Origin of the sequence: Paenibacillus sp. SAFN-117 (assembly GCF_051966115.1) — a bacterium.
Lineage (GTDB): Bacteria > Bacillota > Bacilli > Paenibacillales > NBRC-103111 > Paenibacillus_L > Paenibacillus_L residui.
Genome location: NZ_JBQCLK010000008.1, coordinates 91,622 through 113,880, shown reverse-complemented (window position 1 = coordinate 113,880; position 22,259 = coordinate 91,622). Strand labels below are relative to the sequence as shown.

The 22,259-nt window shown below is 50.7% G+C and carries 19 protein-coding genes; 10 read left to right on the top strand and 9 right to left on the bottom strand.

The annotated features are described in order from the left end of the window. Positions 1-3 precede the first annotated feature (3 nt). On the top strand, positions 4-1,428 hold the full coding sequence (locus ACTHRH_RS07495; RefSeq protein ID WP_440414855.1) for a SpoVR family protein: 1,425 nt from the start codon (positions 4-6) through the stop codon (positions 1,426-1,428). Between the two features lie 412 nt (positions 1,429-1,840). Continuing rightward, positions 1,841-2,206, top strand: a complete 366-nt coding sequence (locus ACTHRH_RS07490) for a helix-turn-helix domain-containing protein (RefSeq protein WP_379289826.1) — start codon at positions 1,841-1,843, stop codon at positions 2,204-2,206. 42 nt (positions 2,207-2,248) lie between these two features. Here ACTHRH_RS07490 and ACTHRH_RS07485 read toward each other — a convergent pair whose 3' ends face one another. After that, entirely contained in the window at positions 2,249-2,440 is a 192-nt protein-coding gene (locus ACTHRH_RS07485; protein ID WP_379289828.1) for a hypothetical protein, read from the bottom strand. A gap of 550 nt (positions 2,441-2,990) precedes the next feature. Between ACTHRH_RS07485 and pseB the strand changes: the two genes are divergently transcribed. The 8 genes from pseB (at position 2,991) to ACTHRH_RS07445 (ending at position 12,031) form a co-directional block, all read left to right on the top strand. Beyond that, entirely contained in the window at positions 2,991-3,989 is a 999-nt protein-coding gene (gene pseB, locus ACTHRH_RS07480; RefSeq protein WP_379289831.1) for a UDP-N-acetylglucosamine 4,6-dehydratase (inverting), read from the top strand. Then, positions 3,976-5,187 carry a UDP-4-amino-4,6-dideoxy-N-acetyl-beta-L-altrosamine transaminase gene (gene pseC / locus ACTHRH_RS07475; RefSeq protein ID WP_379289833.1) on the top strand — a complete coding sequence of 404 codons (1,212 nt, stop codon included), beginning with the start codon at positions 3,976-3,978 and terminating at the stop codon, positions 5,185-5,187. Before pseB ends, pseC begins: the two co-directional genes overlap by 14 nt. Further along, complete coding sequence (locus tag ACTHRH_RS07470) at positions 5,184-5,918, top strand: cytidylyltransferase domain-containing protein (protein WP_379289835.1); 735 nt, start codon at positions 5,184-5,186, stop codon at positions 5,916-5,918. Before pseC ends, ACTHRH_RS07470 begins: the two co-directional genes overlap by 4 nt. 41 nt (positions 5,919-5,959) lie before the next feature. Beyond that, complete coding sequence (locus tag ACTHRH_RS07465) at positions 5,960-7,303, top strand: DUF4910 domain-containing protein (protein WP_379289837.1); 1,344 nt, start codon at positions 5,960-5,962, stop codon at positions 7,301-7,303. Next, on the top strand, positions 7,303-8,040 hold the full coding sequence (locus ACTHRH_RS07460) for a formyltransferase family protein (RefSeq protein ID WP_379289839.1): 738 nt from the start codon (positions 7,303-7,305) through the stop codon (positions 8,038-8,040). Before ACTHRH_RS07465 ends, ACTHRH_RS07460 begins: the two co-directional genes overlap by 1 nt. Next, the gene (gene pseI, locus ACTHRH_RS07455) at positions 8,000-9,067 is read left to right on the top strand and encodes a pseudaminic acid synthase (RefSeq protein WP_379289842.1); all 1,068 of its coding nucleotides are present in this window, start codon (positions 8,000-8,002) and stop codon (positions 9,065-9,067) included. The genes ACTHRH_RS07460 and pseI overlap by 41 nt, the downstream gene beginning before the upstream one ends. Positions 9,068-9,130: 63 nt before the next feature. Next, positions 9,131-10,627, top strand: a complete 1,497-nt coding sequence (locus ACTHRH_RS07450) for a hypothetical protein (protein WP_440414850.1) — start codon at positions 9,131-9,133, stop codon at positions 10,625-10,627. 45 nt (positions 10,628-10,672) lie between these two features. Beyond that, on the top strand, positions 10,673-12,031 hold the full coding sequence (locus ACTHRH_RS07445; RefSeq protein ID WP_379289846.1) for a DUF4910 domain-containing protein: 1,359 nt from the start codon (positions 10,673-10,675) through the stop codon (positions 12,029-12,031). 95 nt (positions 12,032-12,126) lie between these two features. On the opposite strand, the gene ACTHRH_RS07440 is transcribed toward ACTHRH_RS07445, so the two are convergent. Genes ACTHRH_RS07440 through ACTHRH_RS07405 form a run of 8 tightly spaced genes read right to left on the bottom strand, consistent with a single transcriptional unit; the run spans position 12,127 to position 22,236 of the window. Continuing rightward, positions 12,127-13,365, bottom strand: coding sequence for an LCP family protein (locus ACTHRH_RS07440; RefSeq protein ID WP_440414848.1), 1,239 nt, complete (start codon positions 13,363-13,365; stop codon positions 12,127-12,129). A 49-nt stretch (positions 13,366-13,414) separates the two neighbouring features. Then, positions 13,415-14,764, bottom strand: coding sequence for a sugar phosphate nucleotidyltransferase (locus tag ACTHRH_RS07435; RefSeq protein ID WP_379289850.1), 1,350 nt, complete (start codon positions 14,762-14,764; stop codon positions 13,415-13,417). Positions 14,765-14,807: 43 nt separating this feature from the next. Further along, positions 14,808-15,800: a GDP-mannose 4,6-dehydratase gene (gene gmd / locus ACTHRH_RS07430; RefSeq protein ID WP_379289852.1), complete on the bottom strand. Its 993-nt coding sequence runs from the start codon at positions 15,798-15,800 to the stop codon at positions 14,808-14,810. 37 nt (positions 15,801-15,837) lie between these two features. Further along, complete coding sequence (locus ACTHRH_RS07425; protein ID WP_379289854.1) at positions 15,838-16,959, bottom strand: glycosyltransferase; 1,122 nt, start codon at positions 16,957-16,959, stop codon at positions 15,838-15,840. Then, complete coding sequence (locus tag ACTHRH_RS07420) at positions 16,937-18,184, bottom strand: glycosyltransferase family 4 protein (RefSeq protein WP_379289856.1); 1,248 nt, start codon at positions 18,182-18,184, stop codon at positions 16,937-16,939. Before ACTHRH_RS07420 ends, ACTHRH_RS07425 begins: the two co-directional genes overlap by 23 nt. Beyond that, complete coding sequence (locus tag ACTHRH_RS07415) at positions 18,181-19,371, bottom strand: glycosyltransferase family 4 protein (RefSeq protein ID WP_440414845.1); 1,191 nt, start codon at positions 19,369-19,371, stop codon at positions 18,181-18,183. The genes ACTHRH_RS07420 and ACTHRH_RS07415 overlap by 4 nt, the downstream gene beginning before the upstream one ends. A 25-nt stretch (positions 19,372-19,396) precedes the next feature. After that, on the bottom strand, positions 19,397-20,854 hold the full coding sequence (locus ACTHRH_RS07410) for an oligosaccharide flippase family protein (RefSeq protein WP_440414843.1): 1,458 nt from the start codon (positions 20,852-20,854) through the stop codon (positions 19,397-19,399). Continuing rightward, entirely contained in the window at positions 20,788-22,236 is a 1,449-nt protein-coding gene (locus ACTHRH_RS07405; RefSeq protein ID WP_440414841.1) for an O-antigen ligase family protein, read from the bottom strand. The genes ACTHRH_RS07410 and ACTHRH_RS07405 overlap by 67 nt, the downstream gene beginning before the upstream one ends. Positions 22,237-22,259 lie beyond the last annotated feature (23 nt).

Genomic DNA, 22,259 nt, shown 5'->3' with positions numbered 1-22,259 from the left:
GTCTTGACCTCCGACGAAATCAAGCAATTGGAGCGGAGCATCGCGGAAATAACGGAGATTGCGCAAGGCTTCGGACTTGACTTTTATCCCATGCGCTATGAAATATGTCCGGCCGATATTATTTACACGTTCGGCGCATACGGAATGCCGACCCGCTTCAGCCATTGGAGCTTCGGCAAAACTTTTCACAAGATGAAGATGCAGTACGATTTCGGATTAAGCAAAATTTATGAGCTGGTGATCAATTCGAACCCGTGCTATGCCTTCTTGCTGGACGGAAACTCCCTTATCCAGAACAAGCTGATTGTGGCGCATGTATTGGCCCACTGCGACTTCTTCAAAAATAATGTGCGCTTCTCGCGTACGAATCGCAATATGGTGGAGAGTATGTCGGCCTCGGCCGAAAGAATCCGTCTCTATGAAATTGAATACGGCAGCAAGAAGGTCGAAGCCTTCCTCGATGCGGTGCTGGCTATTCAAGAGCATATCGACCCGAGCCTTGTTTACCGTTACAAACAGGATGCCAGGGAACGCGAAGACAAGGAAGGCGAGAAGGAAAAGCTTCCGAGCGTCTCTACCCCCTATGATGATCTGTGGTCGCTGGATGATATGCAGGATAGAAAGGAAGAGGCGGACACTCCGAAGAAATTCCCGCCGTCCCCGGAGAAGGATCTGCTCTGGTTTATTCAACAGTATGCGCCCGAGCTGGAGGAGTGGCAGCGTGATATTATAACCATTATGCGGGACGAAATGCTTTATTTCTGGCCGCAGCTGGAGACCAAGATCATGAACGAAGGCTGGGCCTCCTACTGGCATATCCGAATTTTGCGGGAAATGGATTTGACCCCGGAGGAGACCATTGAATTCGCCAAGCTGAATTCCGCGGTCGTTCAGCCGTCCCGGCACAGCCTGAATCCGTACTACCTGGGCCTCAAAATTTTCGAAGATATCGAGAAGCGCTGGGATAAACCGACCGCGGAGGAAATCGAAAAGTATGGGCGAGCCCCCGGAGAAGGACGCAGGAAGCTGTTCGAGGTACGCGAATTCGATTCCGACACCTCCTTCATTCGCAGCTATTTAACCAAAGAACTGGTCGAGGATCTGGATCTTTATCTGTTCGAGAAAAAAGGAAATGAGTGGAAAATTACGGACAAAACGTGGGAATCCATTCGCGAACAGCTTGTTTATTCTCGCGTGAACGGAGGATTTCCCTATCTCGTTGTAGAGAACGGAAACCATTTAAAGAACGGGGAGCTGTATTTAAAACACCAATTCGAAGGAATCGAGCTGGATTTAAAGTATGTGGAGAAGACTCTCCCTTACGTTCAGCAGTTATGGGGGAAGGCGGTCCATCTGGAAACCGTTGTAGAAGATAAATCAGTGCTATTTTCCTATGACGGAAAAAAACATATGAGACGCTTTTTATAAAATTTTATTTCAATGTTATTTTGCAAAAGCTAGCCAGGACGGGCACAGTTGACCGTCAACCTGTTCATAATGTCACGTCGTTTTAAACCAAAGACCGGACCCGTCCTTTTTCACTAAAGGAGGTCCGGTTTTATTTTATAGGACAGCCGGCCTATAAAAATCAGTATTTCCCCTGCAAAAACGAGATTGTACTACCAAAGAAAGGCAGCTGTACCATGGTTTCCAATTGCTTTTTCAACCATTTTCTGATACACTCAGTATCGCAAATCTTTTTTTTGCTTTCAAAACCTCGATACAATTTGTATCGGATATTTATTTTTTTTATTTTTTTCGATATATGATTCAAAATGATACATTTCGTTTACAGTTCTGAAGCTTACACAAATAACTGCTGCCATAGGTGGTGAACCAAATGGAATACGGAAGCCGAATTTACGCTCTTCGCACCTCCAGGGGCTTGACTCAGGAGCAGCTCGCCCAACATTTGAAAATTTCACGGGCTTCTCTCGCCCATTACGAACAGAACCGCCGAGAGCCTGATTCTTCCATGCTGAGCAGAATTGCCAACTATTTTGACGTCTCCGTCGATTATATTATCGGGAGAACGAACAACCCGCAAACTGTCCTGGACAATGAGGTTAGAGAGTTTGTGGATCAGTTGGAGCTATCCGATGAAGAGATCATTGCGAAGTTTAAATTGACAGTAGACGGCGTTGAATTGAGCCCGGAAGAGGCCAAGCGCTTTGTCGCCTTCGTCCGTGCGGAGAGATCTATGTAAACCGTCATTCCCGCTGGTTTCCTGCTTCTGCTTAGAGGAAGCTTAGCGGGTTTGATCCGTCTCCGTTCCTCTATTGAAATTCGATTCCCCCGAATCCGTCATCCCCGTAACCGTGTCGCCTTTATCTTCATTCACCAGGATTGCAAATTTACCTGGGTTGATGCTCAGTTGTTCCATCACCCTATAGACATCCAGCTCGATTTTACCCTTTGACTTTCCAGAATTTTGGCTCAATGATAAGCAACTCCCCGCGAATAAATCAATTTTTTACATTTATGGAACAATAACTAAACTGTATGATACATTTCGTATCTTGTCAAACGCTTTTTTTGTATTACTGTGTCGTATTCCTTCGAATTCGCCTTAAATTTCCCAACATCTTTATTCTACTTTATGTTCATGAACATTTTTTAACATTTATTTCAGAATATTGATCTGAAATGTTCATCGCTTGCCGTAGTAAATTCAACACACGATATAACTTTATGTATACAAATGTATATATTGCGGGTATGGGATATTGTAGCATACTTTCCTTTCTAATGCTGAACAAAATTTCTTATACCCTATAATAAGCTTTACAAATTAGCGTACTCCCCTCTAACTAATGAATCCTCCTATCACACCTTCCACTTCCAAAAGGACGTCATTTTTTCAAAAAATAACAATTGACGAAAGAAAAAGAATGTTATAGATTGGGATTGATACATATCGTATCCATTCGGAAACAATTCGTAACGTTGCGCCTTTTGGGTTCATAATTGAGGGGAGGAAAGCTATATCAATGAATCTTCAGAATAAGACGGTGCTGATTACGGGCGGAACCGGGTCCTTCGGCAAAACCTTCACGCGCAAGATCCTCGGATACGGGATCAAAAAAGTGATTGTATTCAGCCGGGACGAACTTAAGCAATTTGAGATGATGCAGGAATTCGATGATTCCAGAGTGAGGTTTTTTATCGGGGATGTGCGCGATAAGGAAAGACTCCGTCAGGCATTTGACGGGGTAGATATCGTTATTCATGCGGCAGCGCTTAAACAAGTAGGGGCCTGCGAATATAATCCGTTCGAAGCGGTCAAGACGAATATTATCGGGGCACAGAACATTATCGAAGCGGCGATAGACCGCAATGTGAGCCGCGTTATCGCTCTGAGCACAGATAAGGCAGCCAGTCCCGTAAATTTATACGGAGCCACCAAGTTGGCATCCGACAAGCTGTTCGTAGCAGGCAACTCCTATACCGGAGGGAAGGAAACACGGTTCGCCGTCGTCCGGTATGGCAATGTAGTCGGCAGCCGCGGCAGCGTTATCCCCCATTTTCTGAAAATGAAACCGACCGGAATTCTGCCGATTACCGACGAACGAATGACGAGGTTCTGGATTACGCTTGAGCAGGGTACCCAGTTCGTTCTGGACAGCTTGACCCGTATGCGCGGGGGAGAGATTTTCGTTCCGAAAATTCCAAGCGTTCGTATTGTCGATCTGGCTGAAGCGATTGCTCCGGAATGTCGGCTGGAATATATCGGGATCCGTCCGGGAGAGAAGCTTCACGAAGCGATGATCACGGAAGATGATTCCCGCCGTACCCTTGAATTCGACTCTTATTATGTGATTCAGCCCGAATTCCCCTGGTGGCAGAATGAAAGCGAACAGACGGAGCAGGGATCCCCGCTGCCTGAATCGTTCAGCTACATGAGCCACACGAACTCGGCCTGGCTGTCCGTTATGGACATCAGAGCGGAGCTGGGACTCGGAGCGGAGGCTGTCCATGCGAGCGTCTAATCTTCTGCATCCCGTGCGGGAACAAATGCTGCCCTATGCCAGACAATGGATCGATGAGGACGATGTTGATGCCGTTGTTCAGGTGTTGCGGAGCGATTACCTGACTTCCGGTCCGGCTGTAGAACAATTGGAGCGCAAAATAGCCGAATATGTCGGAGCCGCCTACGCCGTGTCGTTCGCCAACGGTACCGCCGCTCTTCACGCCGCATGTTATGCAGCCGGTATTGGGCCCGGGGATCGGGTCATTACGACCCCGATGACCTTCGCGGCGAGTGCAAACTGCGTTTTGTACCAAGGCGGAATTCCGGTATTCGCCGATATTGACGAGCAAACCTACAACCTGGACCCGATGGCGGTGGAACGCCTGCTTACGGACGATACAAAAGCGATTATTCCGGTTGATTTCACGGGCCAACCGGCCGATCTGGACGCGATTACTGAGTTAGCGCAGCGGAGAGGAATCGTCGTTATTGAAGACGCCGCACATGCTCTCGGCGCCGAGTACAAAGGCCGTAAAGTCGGTCAAATTAGCGATATGACCATGTTCAGCCTGCACCCGGTCAAGCATATTACTAGCGGGGAAGGCGGGGTGATAACGACCAATAGCCCGAAGTACTACGAGCTTCTGAAGCAATTCCGTAGCCACGGCATTACAAGGAACCCCTCCTCTTGGGAGAACGAAGGAAGCCGCTGGTACTATGAAATGCAATTTCTAGGCTATAACTACCGGCTGTCCGATCTGCAGGCCGCTCTCGCCTGCAGCCAGTTGGATAAGCTGGATCGGTTCGTTGAACGGCGGCGCACTATTGCCGCTCAATATAACGAAGCTTTCTCAAGCTGTCCGCAGCTGCAAATTCCTTATCAGGATCAGGCAGGGGTTTCGAGCTGGCATCTGTACATCATCCAATTGAACCTTGAGCAACTATCGGCTGGCAGAGACGTTATCTATGAGGCTCTTATCCAGGAAAATATCGGGGTCAATGTCCACTACATCCCCGTCTATTATCATCCTTACTATCGCGGCTTGGGATATTCCGGACGGATCTGTCCGAGAGCCGAGCGATTGTATGAACGGATACTTACCCTGCCTCTGTTTCCGGCCATGACGGACCAGGATGTGGAGGATGTCATTCAGAGTGTCCACAAGGTCATTCAGCATTATTCCATAACAGAAGCCGAACAGGAGGACTCGATTTGAAAGTTGTTGCCATCATTCAGGCCAGAATGAATTCTTCCAGGCTTCCCGGCAAAATACTGATGAAAGTGTTAGACAAGCCTCTGCTCGAATATCAGGTGGACCGATTGCGGAGAGCTTCCCTGTTAGACGAAATCGTCATTGCAACGACCGTTGGACCGAAAGACGATGCCGTTGCCGAATGGGCCGGGAGGCAAGCTCTGCCTTGCTTTCGCGGGCCGGAGTATGATGTTCTGGCCCGATATGCCAAGGCTGCCGATCTATTCGGGGCTGACGCGATCGTTCGCCTGACCGCGGACTGTCCTATTCTGGATCCGAGAATAGTCGATCAGGTTGTCCACGCCTACAAGAGTCTCGCGCCGGAAGTGGATTATGTATCCAACATTCTGAAGAGAACCTTTCCCAGAGGGATGGATACGGAAATTTTCTCCGCCCGGGCGTTGAAGCAAGCTCATATCGCAGCGGAACGGCCCTATGACAGGGAGCATGTCACTCCTTATCTATATAATCAGCCGCACCTTTTTCGAACGGCGGGCGTCACCTATTCTGCCGATGAAAGCCGCTATCGGTTGACAGTGGATACACCTGAGGATTTTCAGCTTATTCAGCGGATAATCGAGGTATTATATCCGACCGATCCGCATTTTTCTTTGGAAACGGTTCTGGAACTGCTCCGAACGCATCCCGAGTGGGCGGAGATCAACGCGCACATAGAACAAGCCCCGGCCATGTAACAGGTCATAACTAAATTGCCCAGTGCATGGAGGTCTATATTGTGGAAACGAACCCAAGGCAGCACCGAATGAAGCGGTGGATGGAACGCTATTGCCAATGGAACCGGGTTCCTGTCGGCAAGGACACTAGCTTGTTTGCCCGGGAATTGGCTGAGCAATTAGGTGCGAGGCTGCACATGATCCCTTCCGGGACCGAATGTCTGACCTGGATCATTCCGGACCAATGGACGGTTCATGAAGCTTATATCGAAACTCTGGATGGGCATCGAATCGCCGACTTCCACTCGCACCCGATACGCCTCCAGTCGTATTCCGCCCCCTTCTCCGGAGTTGTTTCCCGCGATCAGCTGCTGAAGCATATCTCTGTCCATCCCCTGTACAAGGATAAGCTGGTTTACGAGAGCCGATGGCAGTTCCGTCCCGGATCCAAAACGGATTGGGGCTTCACTCTGACCCAAGAAGAGGTCAACCGCTTGACGGAAGATCAATACCGGGTTCATATCGATGTGGAATTCAGCCAAGGCACGTTGGATATCGTTGACTGGAAACTGCCCGGCGATGCAGCCGATACGATATTGCTAGCCGCGCATACCTGTCATCCCGGTCAGGTGAACGACGGGCTTGCTTGTATTGCCGTTCTTATCGAGCTGTTTCGTGCTCTGCAGCGGAGAACCCGCCGTCTCTATACTTATCGTCTGGTCCTTGGTCCCGAATATTATGCCGCAGCCGGTCTGCTGCATTACGGACCAGGAATCGAGGAGATCCGGTATGCTATCTTTCTGGATATGCCCGGCCATTCTCAGCCGCTTAGCTTCTCCCGCTCTTTCCGTGGCAACAGCTATATAGACCGGATCACCCGCAACGTGCTGAAATTCTCCGAACCGGGATATGTGGAAGCGGACTACCGCGGCTTATATGGCAACGATGAAATGTTCTATGACGGCCCCGATTTCGAGATCCCTACAGTCGGAATCTGCCGCCGCGATTACGAGCATTATCATACCAATCAGGATAATTTGCAAAACTGTGATTTCAATAAATTAGAAGAGACTCTTGCTCTCCTGGAACAGATCATTGACGTGCTGGAGTCGGACTGCATTCCAACACGCACCTACCGGGGGCCGCTTCAATTAAGCAGATATCATCTATATATCGATCCGCTTCACGATCCCAAGGGCTACCGTAGCCTGCAAGCAGCGCAAATCCTTATGAATGGACAGCGCTCTTGCCTGGAAATTGCCGAGGAGTTGGAGATCGATTACCGCTTCGTCCGCTCGCTGGTAGACCAGCTTAAGCAGAAGGGGCTGGTAACTACCCGCCCGGTAACCTCCCCCGTTCGTATCAGGCCTGTCAGAACTGTAACTATACAAGGAAAAATCCTTTAATGACTTACGATAAGGAGTCGTTTGCCGTGTCATTATCCATTACTATCGTTTCCGGTGCCAACAGCTGGATGAATCTATATATTCCCCGATTGATCGACCGGATCAAGCAGCTAGGACATCGCGCAGGCTGGATTCACGACATCGGGGAGCTGCCCAGCGGCGATCTTGCCTTTTATTTAGGCTGTGAACAAATCATATCGTCCTCACTCCGGCAGCGTAACCGCCATAATCTGGTCGTTCATGCCAGTGATTTGCCGCGTGGCAGAGGCTGGTCTCCGCTTACCTGGAAAATCGTCGAAGGAATGAATACGGTGCCTGTCGTTCTGTTCGAAGCGGCGGATAAAGTGGATAGCGGAGATATTTATTTAAGCGAGACTATTGAATATACCGGCTTCGAATTGATAGATGAATTGCGCCATGCCTTGGCGAAGGTCACGATCAAGCTTTGCCTCTGTTTTATCAAACGATATCCGGACATTATTGGAGAAGCGAAGAAACAGGAAGGGGAAGCCACCTATTATCCGCGAAGAACCGCCCAGGACAGCCGGCTGGACCCTGATCGGACAATCCGCGAGCAATTCAACCTGATGCGGGTGGCGGATAACAAGAGGTATCCCTGTTTTTTCGAAATAGACGGGCATCTATATGTCCTCTCTATTACCAAGAAATCTGCAAGCAGCCAGGAGGTGGTTCAGGATGAAAGACATTCGGCTAGGCCATCATTGGGTAGGTGCTAACCATCCCCCGTTTATTATCGCGGAAATGTCGGCCAACCATAATCAATCGTTGGACCGGGCTTTATCCTTGGTCGATGCGGCCGCAGAAAGCGGCGCACATGCTCTCAAGCTCCAGACCTATACGGCCGACCTGATGACCTTGGATCTGGAGAAGGAGGATTTCCTCATTCGCAGTTCAGACAGTCTATGGAAGAACCGGACCCTGTATCAGCTGTATCAGGAAGCTTATACTCCATGGGAATGGCACGAGCCTATTTTCGAGCGCTGCCGGAAGCGCGGAATCATTCCGTTCAGCACACCGTTTCATCCGCTGGCCGTCGATTTCCTTGAACAATTGGACGTTCCCTTCTACAAAATCGCTTCTTTCGAGAACAATGACAAGAGGTTGATTCAGAAGGTGGCCGCCACCGGTAAGCCTGTCATTCTATCCACCGGAATCTCTACGTTGGCCGGGCTGGCAGAGACGGTGGAGTGGCTGAGAGAGGCGGGCTGTCAAGAGCTGATTCTGTTGAAATGCACCAGCACCTATCCCGCTTCCCCTGAGCAGAGCCACCTGCTGACCATACCGCATATGAAGGAATTGTTCGAGTGCGAAGCCGGGCTATCAGATCATACCCAGGGAATCGGGGCAGCGATCGCCAGTGTTGCTTTGGGGGCTACCGTCATCGAAAAGCATTTCACCCTCTCCCGTTCCGACGGCGGGGTCGATGCCGCCTTCTCCTTGGAGCCGCAGGAGATGAAGGCGCTTGTCGAGGAAAGCGAAAGAGCGTGGCGGGCGCTGGGCCGGGTGCACTACGGCAGCGATGAACGGGAGAGCTCCTCTCTCGTCTTCAAGCGTTCGTTATATGTCAGCCGGGATATGCTTCCCGGAGATACATTCGATGAAAGCAACTTGCGAAGCATCCGACCGGGTTATGGGCTCTCTCCCAAATATTACGATCTATTTATCGGGAAACCCGTATCCAGAAAAGTCGAGGCCGGCACTCCCTTAAGCTGGGATATGTTGGGGAGCAGGCAAGCAGACTAACCGGCGTCAATCCAGGGTGACATACCAATAGACCGAATTTGAGCGAGCAGAGGGGGGATGGACTTGAAAGTATTGTTTTGGGCCAACCACTACAAGACGATAGTCTTTTGGAAAATAGCAGAAATACTCGTCGATGCAGGCCACGAGATTTACTGGATTTCTCCTAGCCGTGAATGGGCGGAATGGCTTATGAGAAACGGTGCCGAGCGGCGGTTCCTTCTGGACTTAACGGATTTCGGCGAAGATTGGATGGCCGGAAGCAAGCGGGCGCCATCCGAGGAAGAACGGGACTTTATTGCTTCAGTTGAAAGCCAAGGATTATACCTTTCCAACATGATCTTGATGGACCGAATGCTGTCCAAGAAGCCTCCTGCCTATGCCAGGGCATTTCTGACCGTGTGCGGACAGAAGATCAAACAATTTCTGATTAGGCATGAAATCGAGTGTGTATTCTCGGAGCGTACCTGGGCTACGGAACTGATGACCGTGCAATTATGCGAGGAGTTGAATATTGCCAACTATAACCCTCAAGTGATACGTATTCCGGATGGAAGATTCGCTTTCTTTGGCGGCTATTCGGAAGCGTTCATGGAACCGATTCGCGAGCCGGGAAGCGAGGATTTACAGCAGGCAGAGCAATTTTTAGATTTTTTTATGAACTCCGGTCCGAAGCCGAGGTATTTTCATTTAAACAATAAAGTCCCCAGAATTAAAGCCCGCTGGCCTGTTACATTGGCGAAAAGAATTGTCCGGCAAAGACGGTATTGTTATCGTTATGATGTGGCCCAGCCTACAACGTCTCAGTTTATCCATGACCGGTTTACCGCATTGTTCAATTCATGGTCCTCCAGGCTGGGCAAGCCTTTTGAGGAGCCGTTCGCCGGCCGCGGGCCCTCCAAGCCCTATGTTCTGTACGCACTGCACAGGCAGCCGGAAGCATCCATCGATGTATTGGGCGGCTCCATCTCCAATCAACTGGAGCTTATTCGAGCGCTGACCAGGAGCATCCCATCTACACATGATTTATATGTTAAGGAGCATTCCAACAATATCGGCAACAATTCCATGAAGCTTTATAAGCAGCTGCTTTCCATACCCGGCGTAAGACTCATCTCCCCCTATTCGGACAGCCATTCCCTGTTGAAACGGGCGGACCTTGTAGTAACGGTCTCGGGTACGATTGCTTATGAAGCCGGTTTATTCGGAATACCGGCCATCTCTGTGGCCAACCTATTTTTCAATCCCCTCTTGGTCAGAGGAAATTTCAATCCCTATTCAGACAGCATAGCGGAGATTCTTCATACAGCCCGTTCCTCTCTCCCAAGCTATGAGGATAGGGTAAACTTCATAGCCCGCTTGCTGGCTAACTCCTTCCAGGGAATCATGAGCTGTCCTATGGAGGACATTGCTTGCATCGATAAGAGGAATATCGAGCATTTAGCCTATGGATTTATCTCCTTGCTTGACGTATTGGAAGGAAGACATCATTCGAAACCATCGGCAGAATCCTTTCCGTCGCATACTGTAGATGCAGCTTGTTTATCTGTGGCGTCGCACTAAACGCGTCTAGTCGTCTCCACATTAACGAGAAAAGGTTGTGATCCTATGATCATGGAATTATTCGACCGCTTATTTCCAATTCAGCGGAGCATTACCGGCGATGGAGTTCGGGAAATGCTGACGATCCTTAACGAATTAGTTCCCATTGAACAAAAGGAGTATCCGTCCGGGATGACCTGCTTTGATTGGACAATTCCTAAAGAATGGAATGTTCGGGAGGCATATATCAAGAATAAGCGGGGAGAGAAGATCGTTGACCTATGTGACCACAATCTTCATTTGGTCTCGTACAGCGTTCCTTTCCGGGGAACCGTGAGCCGCGACGAGCTGCTGGCCAGAATACATACGCTGCCCGAAATGCCGGATGCGATTCCCTATGTCACGTCTTATTATAAGGAAAACTGGGGCTTCTGCATCGAGCATAACAGACTGCGGGAGTTCGTTGATGACGAGTATGAAGTGGTGATCGACGCGACACTGGAGGACGGATATTTGACTATCGGTGAAGGCTATGTGCCGGGAAGAGGAGAACAGGAAATTTTGCTGTCAACCTATGTCTGTCACCCGTCTATGGCCAACAATGAACTGTCTGGACCTCTCGTCCAAACCATGGTTTATCAATATTTATTGAAGCGGGGAAATTTGAAATACAACTACCGGTTTCTGTATGTGCCGGAAACGATCGGCTCCATTCTATATTTGAGCCAATATGGGGATATGCTGAAGCAGAGGCTTGCCGCCGGTTATGTAGTCACTTGCGTAGGGCATGGCCCTTCCTTCACCTACAAAAAAAGCAAAAGAGGGGAGACCCTTGCAGACCGTGCCGCCATACATGTCTTGCGTCAATCCGGCAAGCCCCATCGGATCATTGAATGGTCCCCGTTCGGCAGCGATGAACGGCAGTATTGCAGTCAAGCCTTCAATTTGCCTGTCGGCAGCTTAATGAGAACGATGTACGGCGATTACAAGGAATACCATACCTCGCTCGACAACCGCGACTTAATCTCGGAGGAGGCTCTGCAGGAAACCGTCGATATGTATATCAAGATTATTGAGACGATAGAGGCGAACGAGACTTATCGCAGCACCCACATTCATTGCGAGCCTAAGCTGGATAAACGGGGATTGTACCCTTCTACGGGCGGAACCCGTTCCCGCGAAGAACGGGAGCGGGTGTCGATGATCACCTATCTTCTGGCTTACAGCGATGGTGACCATGATCTGATAGACATAGCCGATAAAATGAACAAGGTCGGCAGTGATTTGGCCGAAACAGCGTCTTTGTTGTTAGCTAAAGGGTTGCTTGTCCCTTGTTCGGGCGAAGAAATCCCTGCTTATCAGGCTTCCGGCAATCGCGAGGAGTACTCCCGGCCTATTCCCTTATCCAAGCAGGCTTCCAGCTAACGAATATGTGGCGGGGGGACCTTAACTAATGGTCCCCCCGCCACACGTTCACGGTCCAATCCATGATCCTCACTGACAGTCCCCGTATAAGGAAGTTATTGAAGATAGGTTTCCGCCAGTTCTTCCAGCTCATTCTTATCCGGCAGCCAATAGTAGAGCTCTTGGCGAACCAGCGGGTCCAACGCTCTGCCGCTGCGGCCGGAAATTTGTCTGTACATTAGCTGATCCTGCCGTAAATTTTTGAACAGCCAAGCTAGACTGAGCAGATCGGAATCGGTAAAGTTGGTATCCAGCACTTCCTCTTTCACCTTCTGGATTAAACCGGGGAGTTTAGGCAGGTAGTCCAACTGCGTAAGCTTCGCCGCCACGGAGCTAATGACCTCCATCTGAGCAGCCTGGCGCCCGAATTCCCCGTCTTCCCGTGAATAACGCTCCCTCACATAATCGAGAGCCAGTTCGCCGTTCAGTGTCTGGGGCCCGGCCGGAAGCAGCAGCGGTTCCCTCGGAATCAGCGGCTGCGTTAACCAAACCTCCTGAGGCAAGTCCAGTTCGACCCCTCCGATAGTATCAATGAAGCTCTCGAAGCCAGCAAAATCAATTTTTACATAATAGTTCACCGGAACCTTCACCAGGTTGCTGACCGCCTGAATCGCCGCCTCAGTGCCTCCGCTGTTGCCTTTTCGTACGCTTCCTATAAAGTGAGCATGATTGATCTTGGTATAACCGATTCCATCCAAATAAACTCTGGTATCCCTGGGGATAGAGAGCATATGGACTTCCTTTTCCTTCGGATCCACATGGGCAAGCAGTATAACATCGGACCGCGAGTTCTCGCCTTCTCTGGCATCGACACCCAGAATCAGCACGTTGAAGGAAGAGCCGTCCTCTGCTCCTCCCGACCGTCCCTTGCCGGTTTGCCGGAAGGTCTGCCCGTTAACCAAGGACTCTTCTACCTTATCCCCGTACGGAATCCAGCCATCGGCTTCGGTCAAAAAAACAGGTTCATACTGTCCGGACCTCAAGGCATACCACCCGGACAACCCATAATCCATAGTGTCGAAGGAAGACATCCCCTGAAATTCAGAATCCGGCCCTTGCTTCCAACGGAGATAGTTAACCAAGCTCGTTCCAACAAAATCTCTGCCCAAGGAGAAGGGCAAGGACTCGTTCCAATCTATAAAGCCCGAACCAGGGGGAGAATCTGCAGGGACAGCTAGAATCGGGTGGTTCCTCTGGTTAAAGTGAACTTCCGGAGTTAATGAATACCCCCAAATCGCCATCGTGGCCAATCCAATGAAAAAGATCACTCCGCCCCATTTCATCCAACGTTTCATCTTACTCCCCCAGTTCCTTTAGACAACCTTACCAACCGGACACCTCTTATCAGGTTCCGAGTTTCAACGCAGCCGTTCCCTGTGTTGGGGATAATCCATATTGGATTTCCACCATTTCCATATCGGTGTAAGCATGGATATGGTATTCCGCCCCCTGGGGCAGAACGGCTACGTCTCCGACATTTAAGCAGCGGGTGCTGCCGTTCACCTCAAGCTTCCCTTCGCCCGATAGCACCGCCCAGACTTCACTGCGGACCGCCTGAAGCCGTTCGGTCAATACGCTGTCTGATTTGATATAGCATTTCTGAATCCGTACATCGCTTCCTTGCGATGATCGCTGCATGTACTCCAATACTTTAAAGTGACCCCACGCTTTTTCTTCGTACATAGGGGAAAAATCGATATGCTGCAGGATGGTTTTAATGCGGGGACTGGAGCTCTTGTCCGCTACCAAAATTCCGTCCGGGCTGGCGGCGACTACTACGTCGGATAGTCCCAAAGCAACGATTGGTATTCCCAGTTCATTGATGACATGGGTTCCCGGAGAGTTTTCCTTCATGATATGACTCCCGACAATCCCTTCTTCCATCTCTTCCGTCAAGGTGTTCCAGGTCCCAAGATCTTTCCAGGGGCCGTCATAAGGCAGGGCAACGATCTTCTCCGCCTTCTCGACGACTTCATAATCAAAGCTGGTAGGAGTTAATCGCGAATACTGATGCAGCATCTCTTCATATTGAAGCGGGAGCCCTCTGCTAAATAGCAAATCGATCATATATTTCAGCTTGAAGGCAAATACTCCGCAGTTCCATAATGCCCCATTAAGAATAAGCTCTTCGGCTTCCGGTTCGGCAGGCTTCTCCCGAAAATGAGAGACTGGCCAGCCTGCAGTGCCATATCGGGTGGACCCCTCCGTTGCGGGAACGATATAACCATATTTTTCCGATGGATAGGTCGGCTTGACACCAATTAAAGCCAGGTCGGCCCCTGTCTCCTCAAGAACAGAATCAAGCTGGATCACTTTCTCGAAGAAATCCGTCTCTACATAGGAATCGACAGGAAGGATAACCATCACCTCATCCAGGGATGCGCCGGCTACCGTATACATATATACGGCAGCCAGGGCGATGGCAGGAAACGTATCCCTGCGTTCCGGTTCAACGATCAGCGGAATCTCGCTGCCCAGCTGGTTGCGGACCATATCGACCTGCTCCCGGCTCGTGGCGATGTAGCCCTTCTGGTTCAGTCCGGCTTTTGCCATCTGCCTCCACACCCGTTGAGCCATCGACTCCAGCCGGCCTTCCTCATCGCGCAGCACCTTCAGAAATTGCTTGGACCGGGCATCATTGGAGAGAGGCCATAACCTTTTACCGGAACCACCCGATAACAAAACCAATCTCATGCTATGGACACATCCTTCGATTATATTGAAGTGAATCTTACAATTAAACTGAGAATATCTCTCGGGGTTCTCCCATTCTGACTCTATGCAAATCTGCTTCAACCATCATCTCAATTAGTTCCTTAAAGGGCGTTTCCGCCTTCCATCCAAGCTTCTCCCGGGCTTTTGCCGGATCTCCCTGCAGAATATCCACCTCGGCGGGCCGGTACAGCTCCGGATCGATCACGACATAATCTTCGGCATTCAGACCTGCATACTCGAAGGCTATCTTGCACATCTCACGGACGGTTGTTGTAGTCCCCGTCGCAACGACATAATCATCGGGATGCTCCTGCTGAAGCATGAGCCACATGGCTTTCACATAATCACCCGCATATCCCCAGTCTCTTCTTGCATCAATATTGCCAAGACGAAGCTCCCGCTGCCGGCCGTATTTAATTCTGGCTACAGCATCCGTCACTTTGCGGGTCACAAATTCTATTCCCCGCAAGGGTGATTCGTGGTTGAACAGAATGCCAGAGCAAGCGTATAATCCGAAGCTTTCCCGATAATTGACAGTCGACCAATGTCCAAACAGCTTGGCAACGCCATACGGGCTTCGCGGGTATAGGGGAGTGGACTCAGATTGAACGGGCTGCTGCACCAGACCGAACATTTCACTGGTTGATGCTTGATAAAACCGGATAGATGGATCCGTAAGGCGAATGGCCTCCAGCATATGTAGGACTCCAAGCCCGCTTATTTGTGCAGTCGTAACCGGTTGTTTCCAGGAGGTTCCGACGAAGCTTTGCGCTGCCAGATTATACACTTCATGCGGCTTAGAGGCCTTTACTGCCCGGACGAGTGAGGACATGTCAGCCATATCCCCATCGATTAGCTCCACCTCCTGCTCGATGCCCAGAAACTCCAACCTCCATAATGAAGGGGTACTCCGACGAGCCGTCATCCCATACACTTTATATCCTTGATTTAGCAGCAATTGAGCCAAATACGCTCCATCTTGACCTGTAACTCCTGTAATCAGTGCTCTTTTCATTCTTTCTTCCTCCCCGTTATCTATTAATGTAATCCGCTCATGGTATCGCCCGCCGGCTGTTGATTCCAGATAGATGATGACGGTAAACCTCAAACAAGTGTTGATGGAATCTTTGTTTAAATACCTCGGTATCAAATGTTTTTGCATGGGCCACAATGGCTCCGGCGTCCCAGCCGAAGTTTTCTAATTGCCGAATGGCAGCTATAACACTATCCGGCTTCTGCTCATCGAAGAACAGTCCGTTCTTATAAGGGATAATCGTGTCCAGGGCACCGCCCGCCCGGTAAGCGACCACAGGGCGCCCTGCGGCGTTGGCCTCCAGAGGGGTGATTCCGAAATCCTCTTCCCCCGGAAACAAAAGAGCCCGGCAGCGCGACATCAATGAACCAACCTCCTCATCGGGCAGCCGGCCCAAAAATTGGATATTGCTCTTAGCCATGCTTTTCAACCGCCCCCGATCCGGACCGTCTCCGACTATATAAAGAGGGAGGCCCAACTGGTTAAAAGCCTCTATGGCCAGATCTATTCGCTTATAGGAAACTAGCCGTGAAACCAGCAAATAATAGGAGTCTATCTGACGGGAAGGTGAAAATCTGGATGTATGAACAGGAGGAAAAATGATTTCCGATTCTCTTCGGTAACACATTTGAAGTCTCTTCTTCACTACAGAAGATATGGCTACGTAGCTGTCAACGCGATTAGCGGTTTTTTCATCCCAATAGCGTAAATATTTGACATATTGTCGCAGGACCGACTTCACTGCCTTGGGATAAGCTTCCCTTTCAATATAATTTTCAAAGTCCCAAGCGAACCTCATAGGTGTGTAGCAATAACAGAAATGGAAGGTATCTTGCGGAACCCGGACCCCCTTGACGAAGGCGAAGCTGGAGCTGATGACCGCATCATAGCCTTCCAGAGTCAATTGGCGCAGCGCGATGGGGTACAGGGGCAGGAGTTTCTTGAAATTCGCCTCCACCCCGGGGATTTTCTGTATCCAGGTTGTGCGAATATCCGACTTCCGCAACGCATCGCTGAGCCGCTCGCGGTTAAGGGCGAGTGTATAGATCGGCGCCTCCGGATACATTTCGTGAAGGACCTCTACTACACGCTCGGCCCCGCCCATCTGGGTCAACAGATCATGAACGATCGCAATTTTCAATGTATTTTCCCTCCGCCGTACTCACTGTGAAAGCGGGCTTTCGTTTAGGCCGCAGTTCAGGATAAAAGTGTGCCAATGCCCGGATCGATTGTCCGATGGCGAACCGCTCCCGGACCCGCTTAATCCCTCCCTCTCCCATTGATTTGCGGCGTTCGGGAGATTGGATCATCCATTGGATGGCTTCTCCCAGCACATGAGGATCTCCCGGAGGGATCAACAGGCCGGTTTCCCCTATCTCCACAATTTCCTTAGGGCCGCCTTGGTTGGAAGCAATGACGGGCAAGCCCATCGCCATGCCTTCCACGATGACCTGACCGAACGGTTCCGGCATGACGGAAGCATGAACGAGCAGATCGGCCTCCAGCATCAACCGTTCCATCCTGGATACATGCCCCAGCATCTTGACATTCGTCAACCCTTCCTGCTCGATGAATTCCAGAAGCGATTGCTTGTAGTCGTCCTGGCCGAACAGCGCATCACCGGCGATCCAGAACTTGACGTTAGGCTGATCCTTAAATAGACGGGCGGCCTGAAGCAGCGTCCTGTGCCCTTTCCATTCATCAATCCTGCCGGCCATCAGAACGACAAATTCGTCCTCGCTCCGTCTCCATTCTTCAGGGATCGGATCCGGATCCTCCCTAATCACTTCTTCTCTGCCGAATCTTCCTGCATAAGCGGGATACAATACAAGCTCCTTCTGTCTCTTGTGTGCCGGCAGGCGCAGGGTGGCCAGAGTCGAGCTGGAATTGGCAATAATCCCGTTTGGAAGAGTACGGGCCATTTTCTGAATGAACTTAGCCACATAAGATTTTAAGTAAGGGGGCTGAATTTGATCATGGATATGCCAGACCAGCGGCAAGCGGGCCAGTTTGGCCGCAAATGCCCCATATACTGCAGATTTCAGAGAGTTCGTATGGACACAATCGACCTTCTCTTCTTTAAGCAGCCTGGCCAGCCTGCTGCTGTAACGCATGACCTCGAAGGCGGATCTGAACAATCCGCTGGACACCGCATGACGATTGCGGTCACGGACGGTCGGATCGAGAGGCAGAACGCGAACATCGACCCCTTTCTCGGCAAGCTTCTCCCGAAGCGGGCCATCTTCGGCCAAGATCACGATCGGGTCAATCGGAATCCCGATTCCTTTCAAGTGAGTTAGCAGGTTATACAGGGCAACCTCGCCGCCGCTCCACCGGGCGGTATGGTCCAAATAAGCTATTTTCATCGTTTTCCTCTCCCTTTCTGTTCGAGTACTTCGAAAAATATATTTTCTACCGATTGTAAAACCTGATCCCATGTATAATGAGACAGGACATAATCCCTGCACTGCTGGGCGGTAGGCCACCGTTCCTGATATTTTAATACAAGATTCAGTCCTTTGGCCAAAGCATCAACCGTAATATCCTCACTCAGAAAATCTGGAGAAAACCGGGTCAAAATTTCGACGTTTCCGCCCACCGGGGTTGCAAATACAGGCACCCCGCTGGCCAGCGCCTCCACCGTCACTAATCCGAACCCTTCCAGCGCCTGGGTCGGAACAACGAACAAATCGGCCGACTGGTAGTAGGCCGGAAGCAGTTCCTCCGGAATAAACCCCAGCATATGTACATTCTGCTCCAGCCCGTTGAGCTGAATCTCCGTCTCCAACGCCTCTTGCAGAGGTCCTGTACCGCCTATGTACAGAAGCGCATCGGGATGCTGCCGAACCACTTCCTTCCAGGCGGCCACCAGTTGAAGCAGCCCCATTCGATGAACCAGTCTTCGGACGGACAGGACGACCAGCTTATCGGTCGGTAAGCCCAGCTCCTTTCTTAGCCGCATCTTATCTTCTGCCGGGCGGAATCGTTCGATATCCGCGGCACCCGGAACAATATGAATTTTGTCGGGGGAGATGCCGTAGTCTTCCTGCAGAATTTTCTTGAAATAGCGGCTGAGCACTATAAAACGATCTGCCAGACGATAAGTTTGAAGTTCAATTCTCCGGGCGATCGCCGCTCTGATCCTCCCCTTCAGGCCGGCCTGCTCCACTTTCATTTCTGCGGCCCACGGGCCATGGAAACCGACAACTACCGGAATATTTTTGCCCAGTGCAATACGAGCGGCTCCCATGGCATAAGGGGCAAAGTGAGAATAAATAATGTCGATTCTGCGGTCATTCGTTGCGCGGTGAACGTACTTTTTGAATGCGGTTTGCCTTCGTACCATGGGCACCAGCGGATTGGAGATGTTGGACAGGGTCAGATTGGTTTCCGGCTCCTGCCCCGGAGGCTCGCTGCAGCAAACCAACGCTTCGATACAGTGCCGCAAAGCCAAAGTTTTGCATATGGATCGATAGTAAATATTTAGACCTCCCGGCTTTTCCGTCGGCCAATCCAATCCGGTAGCCAGTATATTAAAACTTAATTCAGCCATCGTACCCTCCTAGTGAATTTCTTCTCTATTCTTTAGCGTTAATATCCGGCTGTTGCGTCGGAACGGATGCGAACCGGCTGTACAGCCAACGCACATCCTCCCACCGCATCCACAACTGTGGGATAGGGGTATGCAGCACTTTTTTATAAAATACAAGTCCCAGCAGGAGCCGGATGAGGGAACCTGTTAGCAATGCTATTCCTGCGCTGATCAGACCAAATCGGGGGACCAGAATGACCAGCAGGACCATCCCGACGCCGATCCCGACGGCTTGCAGCGTGGACTGGTAGCCCGGCTTGCCCAACGACATGAACGACTGTGCCAAAATAAGCGTGGACCCTCCGATAACCGCCTCCAGTACCAAGATTCGATAGACGGAAACGGCGGCCGTGTACTGCTCGCCATACAGGACATTCAGCACTACTGTCCCCAACAGCATCATAGGAATCGCTGCGAGCATCGTCATGCTGAGGCTGATCCGGAATATTCTCTTGACCAGTTCGATCGCTTCTTTGTTCTCCAATCCCGCCGCCTTGGGGAAGAGGACCATAACAAGGGAGCTGTGGACCACATTAATGACTCTGGACAAGCTGAGCGCCACCAGATAAAGTCCAAGATCAGCGGGCCTCAGCAGGGCCACGACAATGAGCTGGTCCATATAAACGGATAGCGAGCTCAACACATCGGCCGCGGAAGAGCTGCGGGCATATCGGAAGATCATCCCGAACGAATGCTTGAATCGTTTAATAGATAAGCGGTAGATGGACAACAGCCGTGATGTCAGCCACAAAGTAACCGGGATTGTAGTGAACGAATAAGCCAGGGCGGCGGACAAGGGTGTCAGTTTCCCTGCTAACAGCAGTACGGCCAACCCGATCAGAGCACCGAGATGAGGAAGCGTTCTGAGCCGATTGAACAGCAGGAACTCTCCCCGTGCCTGCAGCGCTGCATTGTTAGTAGCTTCCATTAACAGAATGGGAGCGCATAGCATAAACCACTGAGCGTAAACTATCATCTGCTCGGAGCTGGAGCTAAGGGCGTGGGGCACCCCCAACACACCAATCGTTAAGGCGAAGCCGCCAAAACCAAGGCAAATCATCAAAGCGGTAGTGTATAAGGGGGCCGAATCGTCCGGATGCCTCCTCATATTGAATAACAAAGCCGATGGCAGACCCAGCCGAAACAGGTTCGCCAGAAAAGTAGGCCATAGCAATAGAGCGGAAGATTCTCCTTTGCCGGCCGGCCCCAAATAACGGGCAGTCAATATGCCGGTTAACAGGTTAACGATCATGATAAGCATGCTGACCGCTACCGTTTTAAGAGATTGGGCGGTGCTGTCCTTGCGGACCCGCAGACTTCTGGCAATCGACCACAGACGAACGGTACCGGATTTATGCAGCAGATTGGAATTGCTCATCATGGCATTCCCTTGCCGTTCAAGCTTTGGGTCGACTTCGGCAATCCGATGGCAGCGAACAGCCACACGACAAATCCTCCCAAGCCAACCAGCCTGTTCTCGAAAATTAAATAGGCGATGGCGGCGAGCAAGACGCTAAAAGCGAGAAGGGTATATTTAGCTTCTCTTGGGTCCCTCTCCTGACGCATCGGACGCAGCAGCCGGACAAGCAGCCATACCGCCCTGGCGAAGGCCAACCCGCCTACGATGCCGAAGGTCAGGAAGAGGGCCAGAAACCCGTTGTCGAAATTTCCAAACTGCCCCAGCCGCCCGTCATTCTCTAATTTCGTTCCGACTCCGACACTTCCAAGCCCGGTACCGAAAGGCTGGTCCGCCAGCATCGGAACAATCTTCCATACAAATTGCATTCGATCGTTGTAGGAATAATCACTCTCCAGATTTCCTAAGGTCGAGAACCGGTTCAGCAAATTTTCGCCGCCTGGAACTACGGTCAGCACAGAGTACATGAAGATTCCGGCCAGCAGGATGGCTCCCATAAGGGACCATCTTTTTCTTCCTTGTTCCAATAGAATGAACAGAAATAAAGCCAGCACCATCGTTACCCAAGAGGCTCTTACCAGGGTCAGGATCAACCCGAAAGTGACGATTCCTACGCCGAGCCATCCGGCAAAGCCTCTCCACGACTTGTTCATCAGCATGGCCAGCAGAGCGGTGGACAAAAAAATAGCCGCCGGTCCAGGCGAATTTAGAGTCGAGAATACTCTGATTTCATAAGGAACGGGCTGGCCGTTCGAAAACATATCGACCTCATTCATCCAAAAGGCATCCCATTCCGGTACTACAAAAAATTGAACAATTCCGTATGCCGCAGCCAAAATAGCGATATTTACAAATGAACCGATCCACAGTTTGCGCTCCTCGATATTGCTTCTGCGAACGGCTTCATAAGGGATTATTAGTAAAGGAACCGCATAGTTCGCCAAATCAAACAAGCCGGATACCCCATTCTTCAATCCGCCCACCAGGAAGCCATATCCGAGCGCAACCGCCATACAGAGCAGAAACCCTTTAAGAAGAGGGGAAAATTCCAGCGGTTTGCCCAGCATGGGCAGGACCAGTGTCAACGTAACGAGAAGAGGCAGAATACTTAGCAGAGAAACGGAGTTATACTCCAGATAAACCCATTCGTAGATGCGGCGAATGGCAGGGGTGAAGGCCCAAACCGCGATAATATAGGGAACCAGCCAGCGGGAATCGGATCTGGCTAGCAGCAGCGCCGGCGTCACCAGCAGCAGAAGGATCGCCAAGAGAACCCCTGTTTTCGGATTGAGGTAAGAGCAGATCATTCCGATCAGGACGGCCGCGGTTAACCCGACAGCGGCCGCTCTTGCCCTCTTGATCCAGGCTGACGGCCAATGGATTGCAGGTTTCTTTAATTTCGTAATCACTGGATTGCTCCCGTCTGTAAGAA

Bases quoted from the DNA above. Each gene is read 5' to 3' on its own strand.
- gmd (WP_379289852.1), bottom strand. From the start codon at position 15,800: ATGAAAAGAGCACTGATTACAGGAGTTACAGGTCAAGATGGAGCGTAT.
- ACTHRH_RS07435 (WP_379289850.1), bottom strand. From the start codon at position 14,764: ATGAGATTGGTTTTGTTATCGGGTGGTTCCGGTAAAAGGTTATGGCCT.
- ACTHRH_RS07440 (WP_440414848.1), bottom strand. From the start codon at position 13,365: ATGAAACGTTGGATGAAATGGGGCGGAGTGATCTTTTTCATTGGATTG.
- pseB (WP_379289831.1), top strand. From the start codon at position 2,991: ATGAATCTTCAGAATAAGACGGTGCTGATTACGGGCGGAACCGGGTCC.
- ACTHRH_RS07415 (WP_440414845.1), bottom strand. From the start codon at position 19,371: ATGGCTGAATTAAGTTTTAATATACTGGCTACCGGATTGGATTGGCCG.
- ACTHRH_RS07420 (WP_379289856.1), bottom strand. From the start codon at position 18,184: ATGAAAATAGCTTATTTGGACCATACCGCCCGGTGGAGCGGCGGCGAG.
- pseC (WP_379289833.1), top strand. From the start codon at position 3,976: ATGCGAGCGTCTAATCTTCTGCATCCCGTGCGGGAACAAATGCTGCCC.
- pseI (WP_379289842.1), top strand. From the start codon at position 8,000: ATGAAAGACATTCGGCTAGGCCATCATTGGGTAGGTGCTAACCATCCC.
- ACTHRH_RS07460 (WP_379289839.1), top strand. From the start codon at position 7,303: ATGACTTACGATAAGGAGTCGTTTGCCGTGTCATTATCCATTACTATC.
- ACTHRH_RS07490 (WP_379289826.1), top strand. From the start codon at position 1,841: ATGGAATACGGAAGCCGAATTTACGCTCTTCGCACCTCCAGGGGCTTG.
- ACTHRH_RS07445 (WP_379289846.1), top strand. From the start codon at position 10,673: ATGATCATGGAATTATTCGACCGCTTATTTCCAATTCAGCGGAGCATT.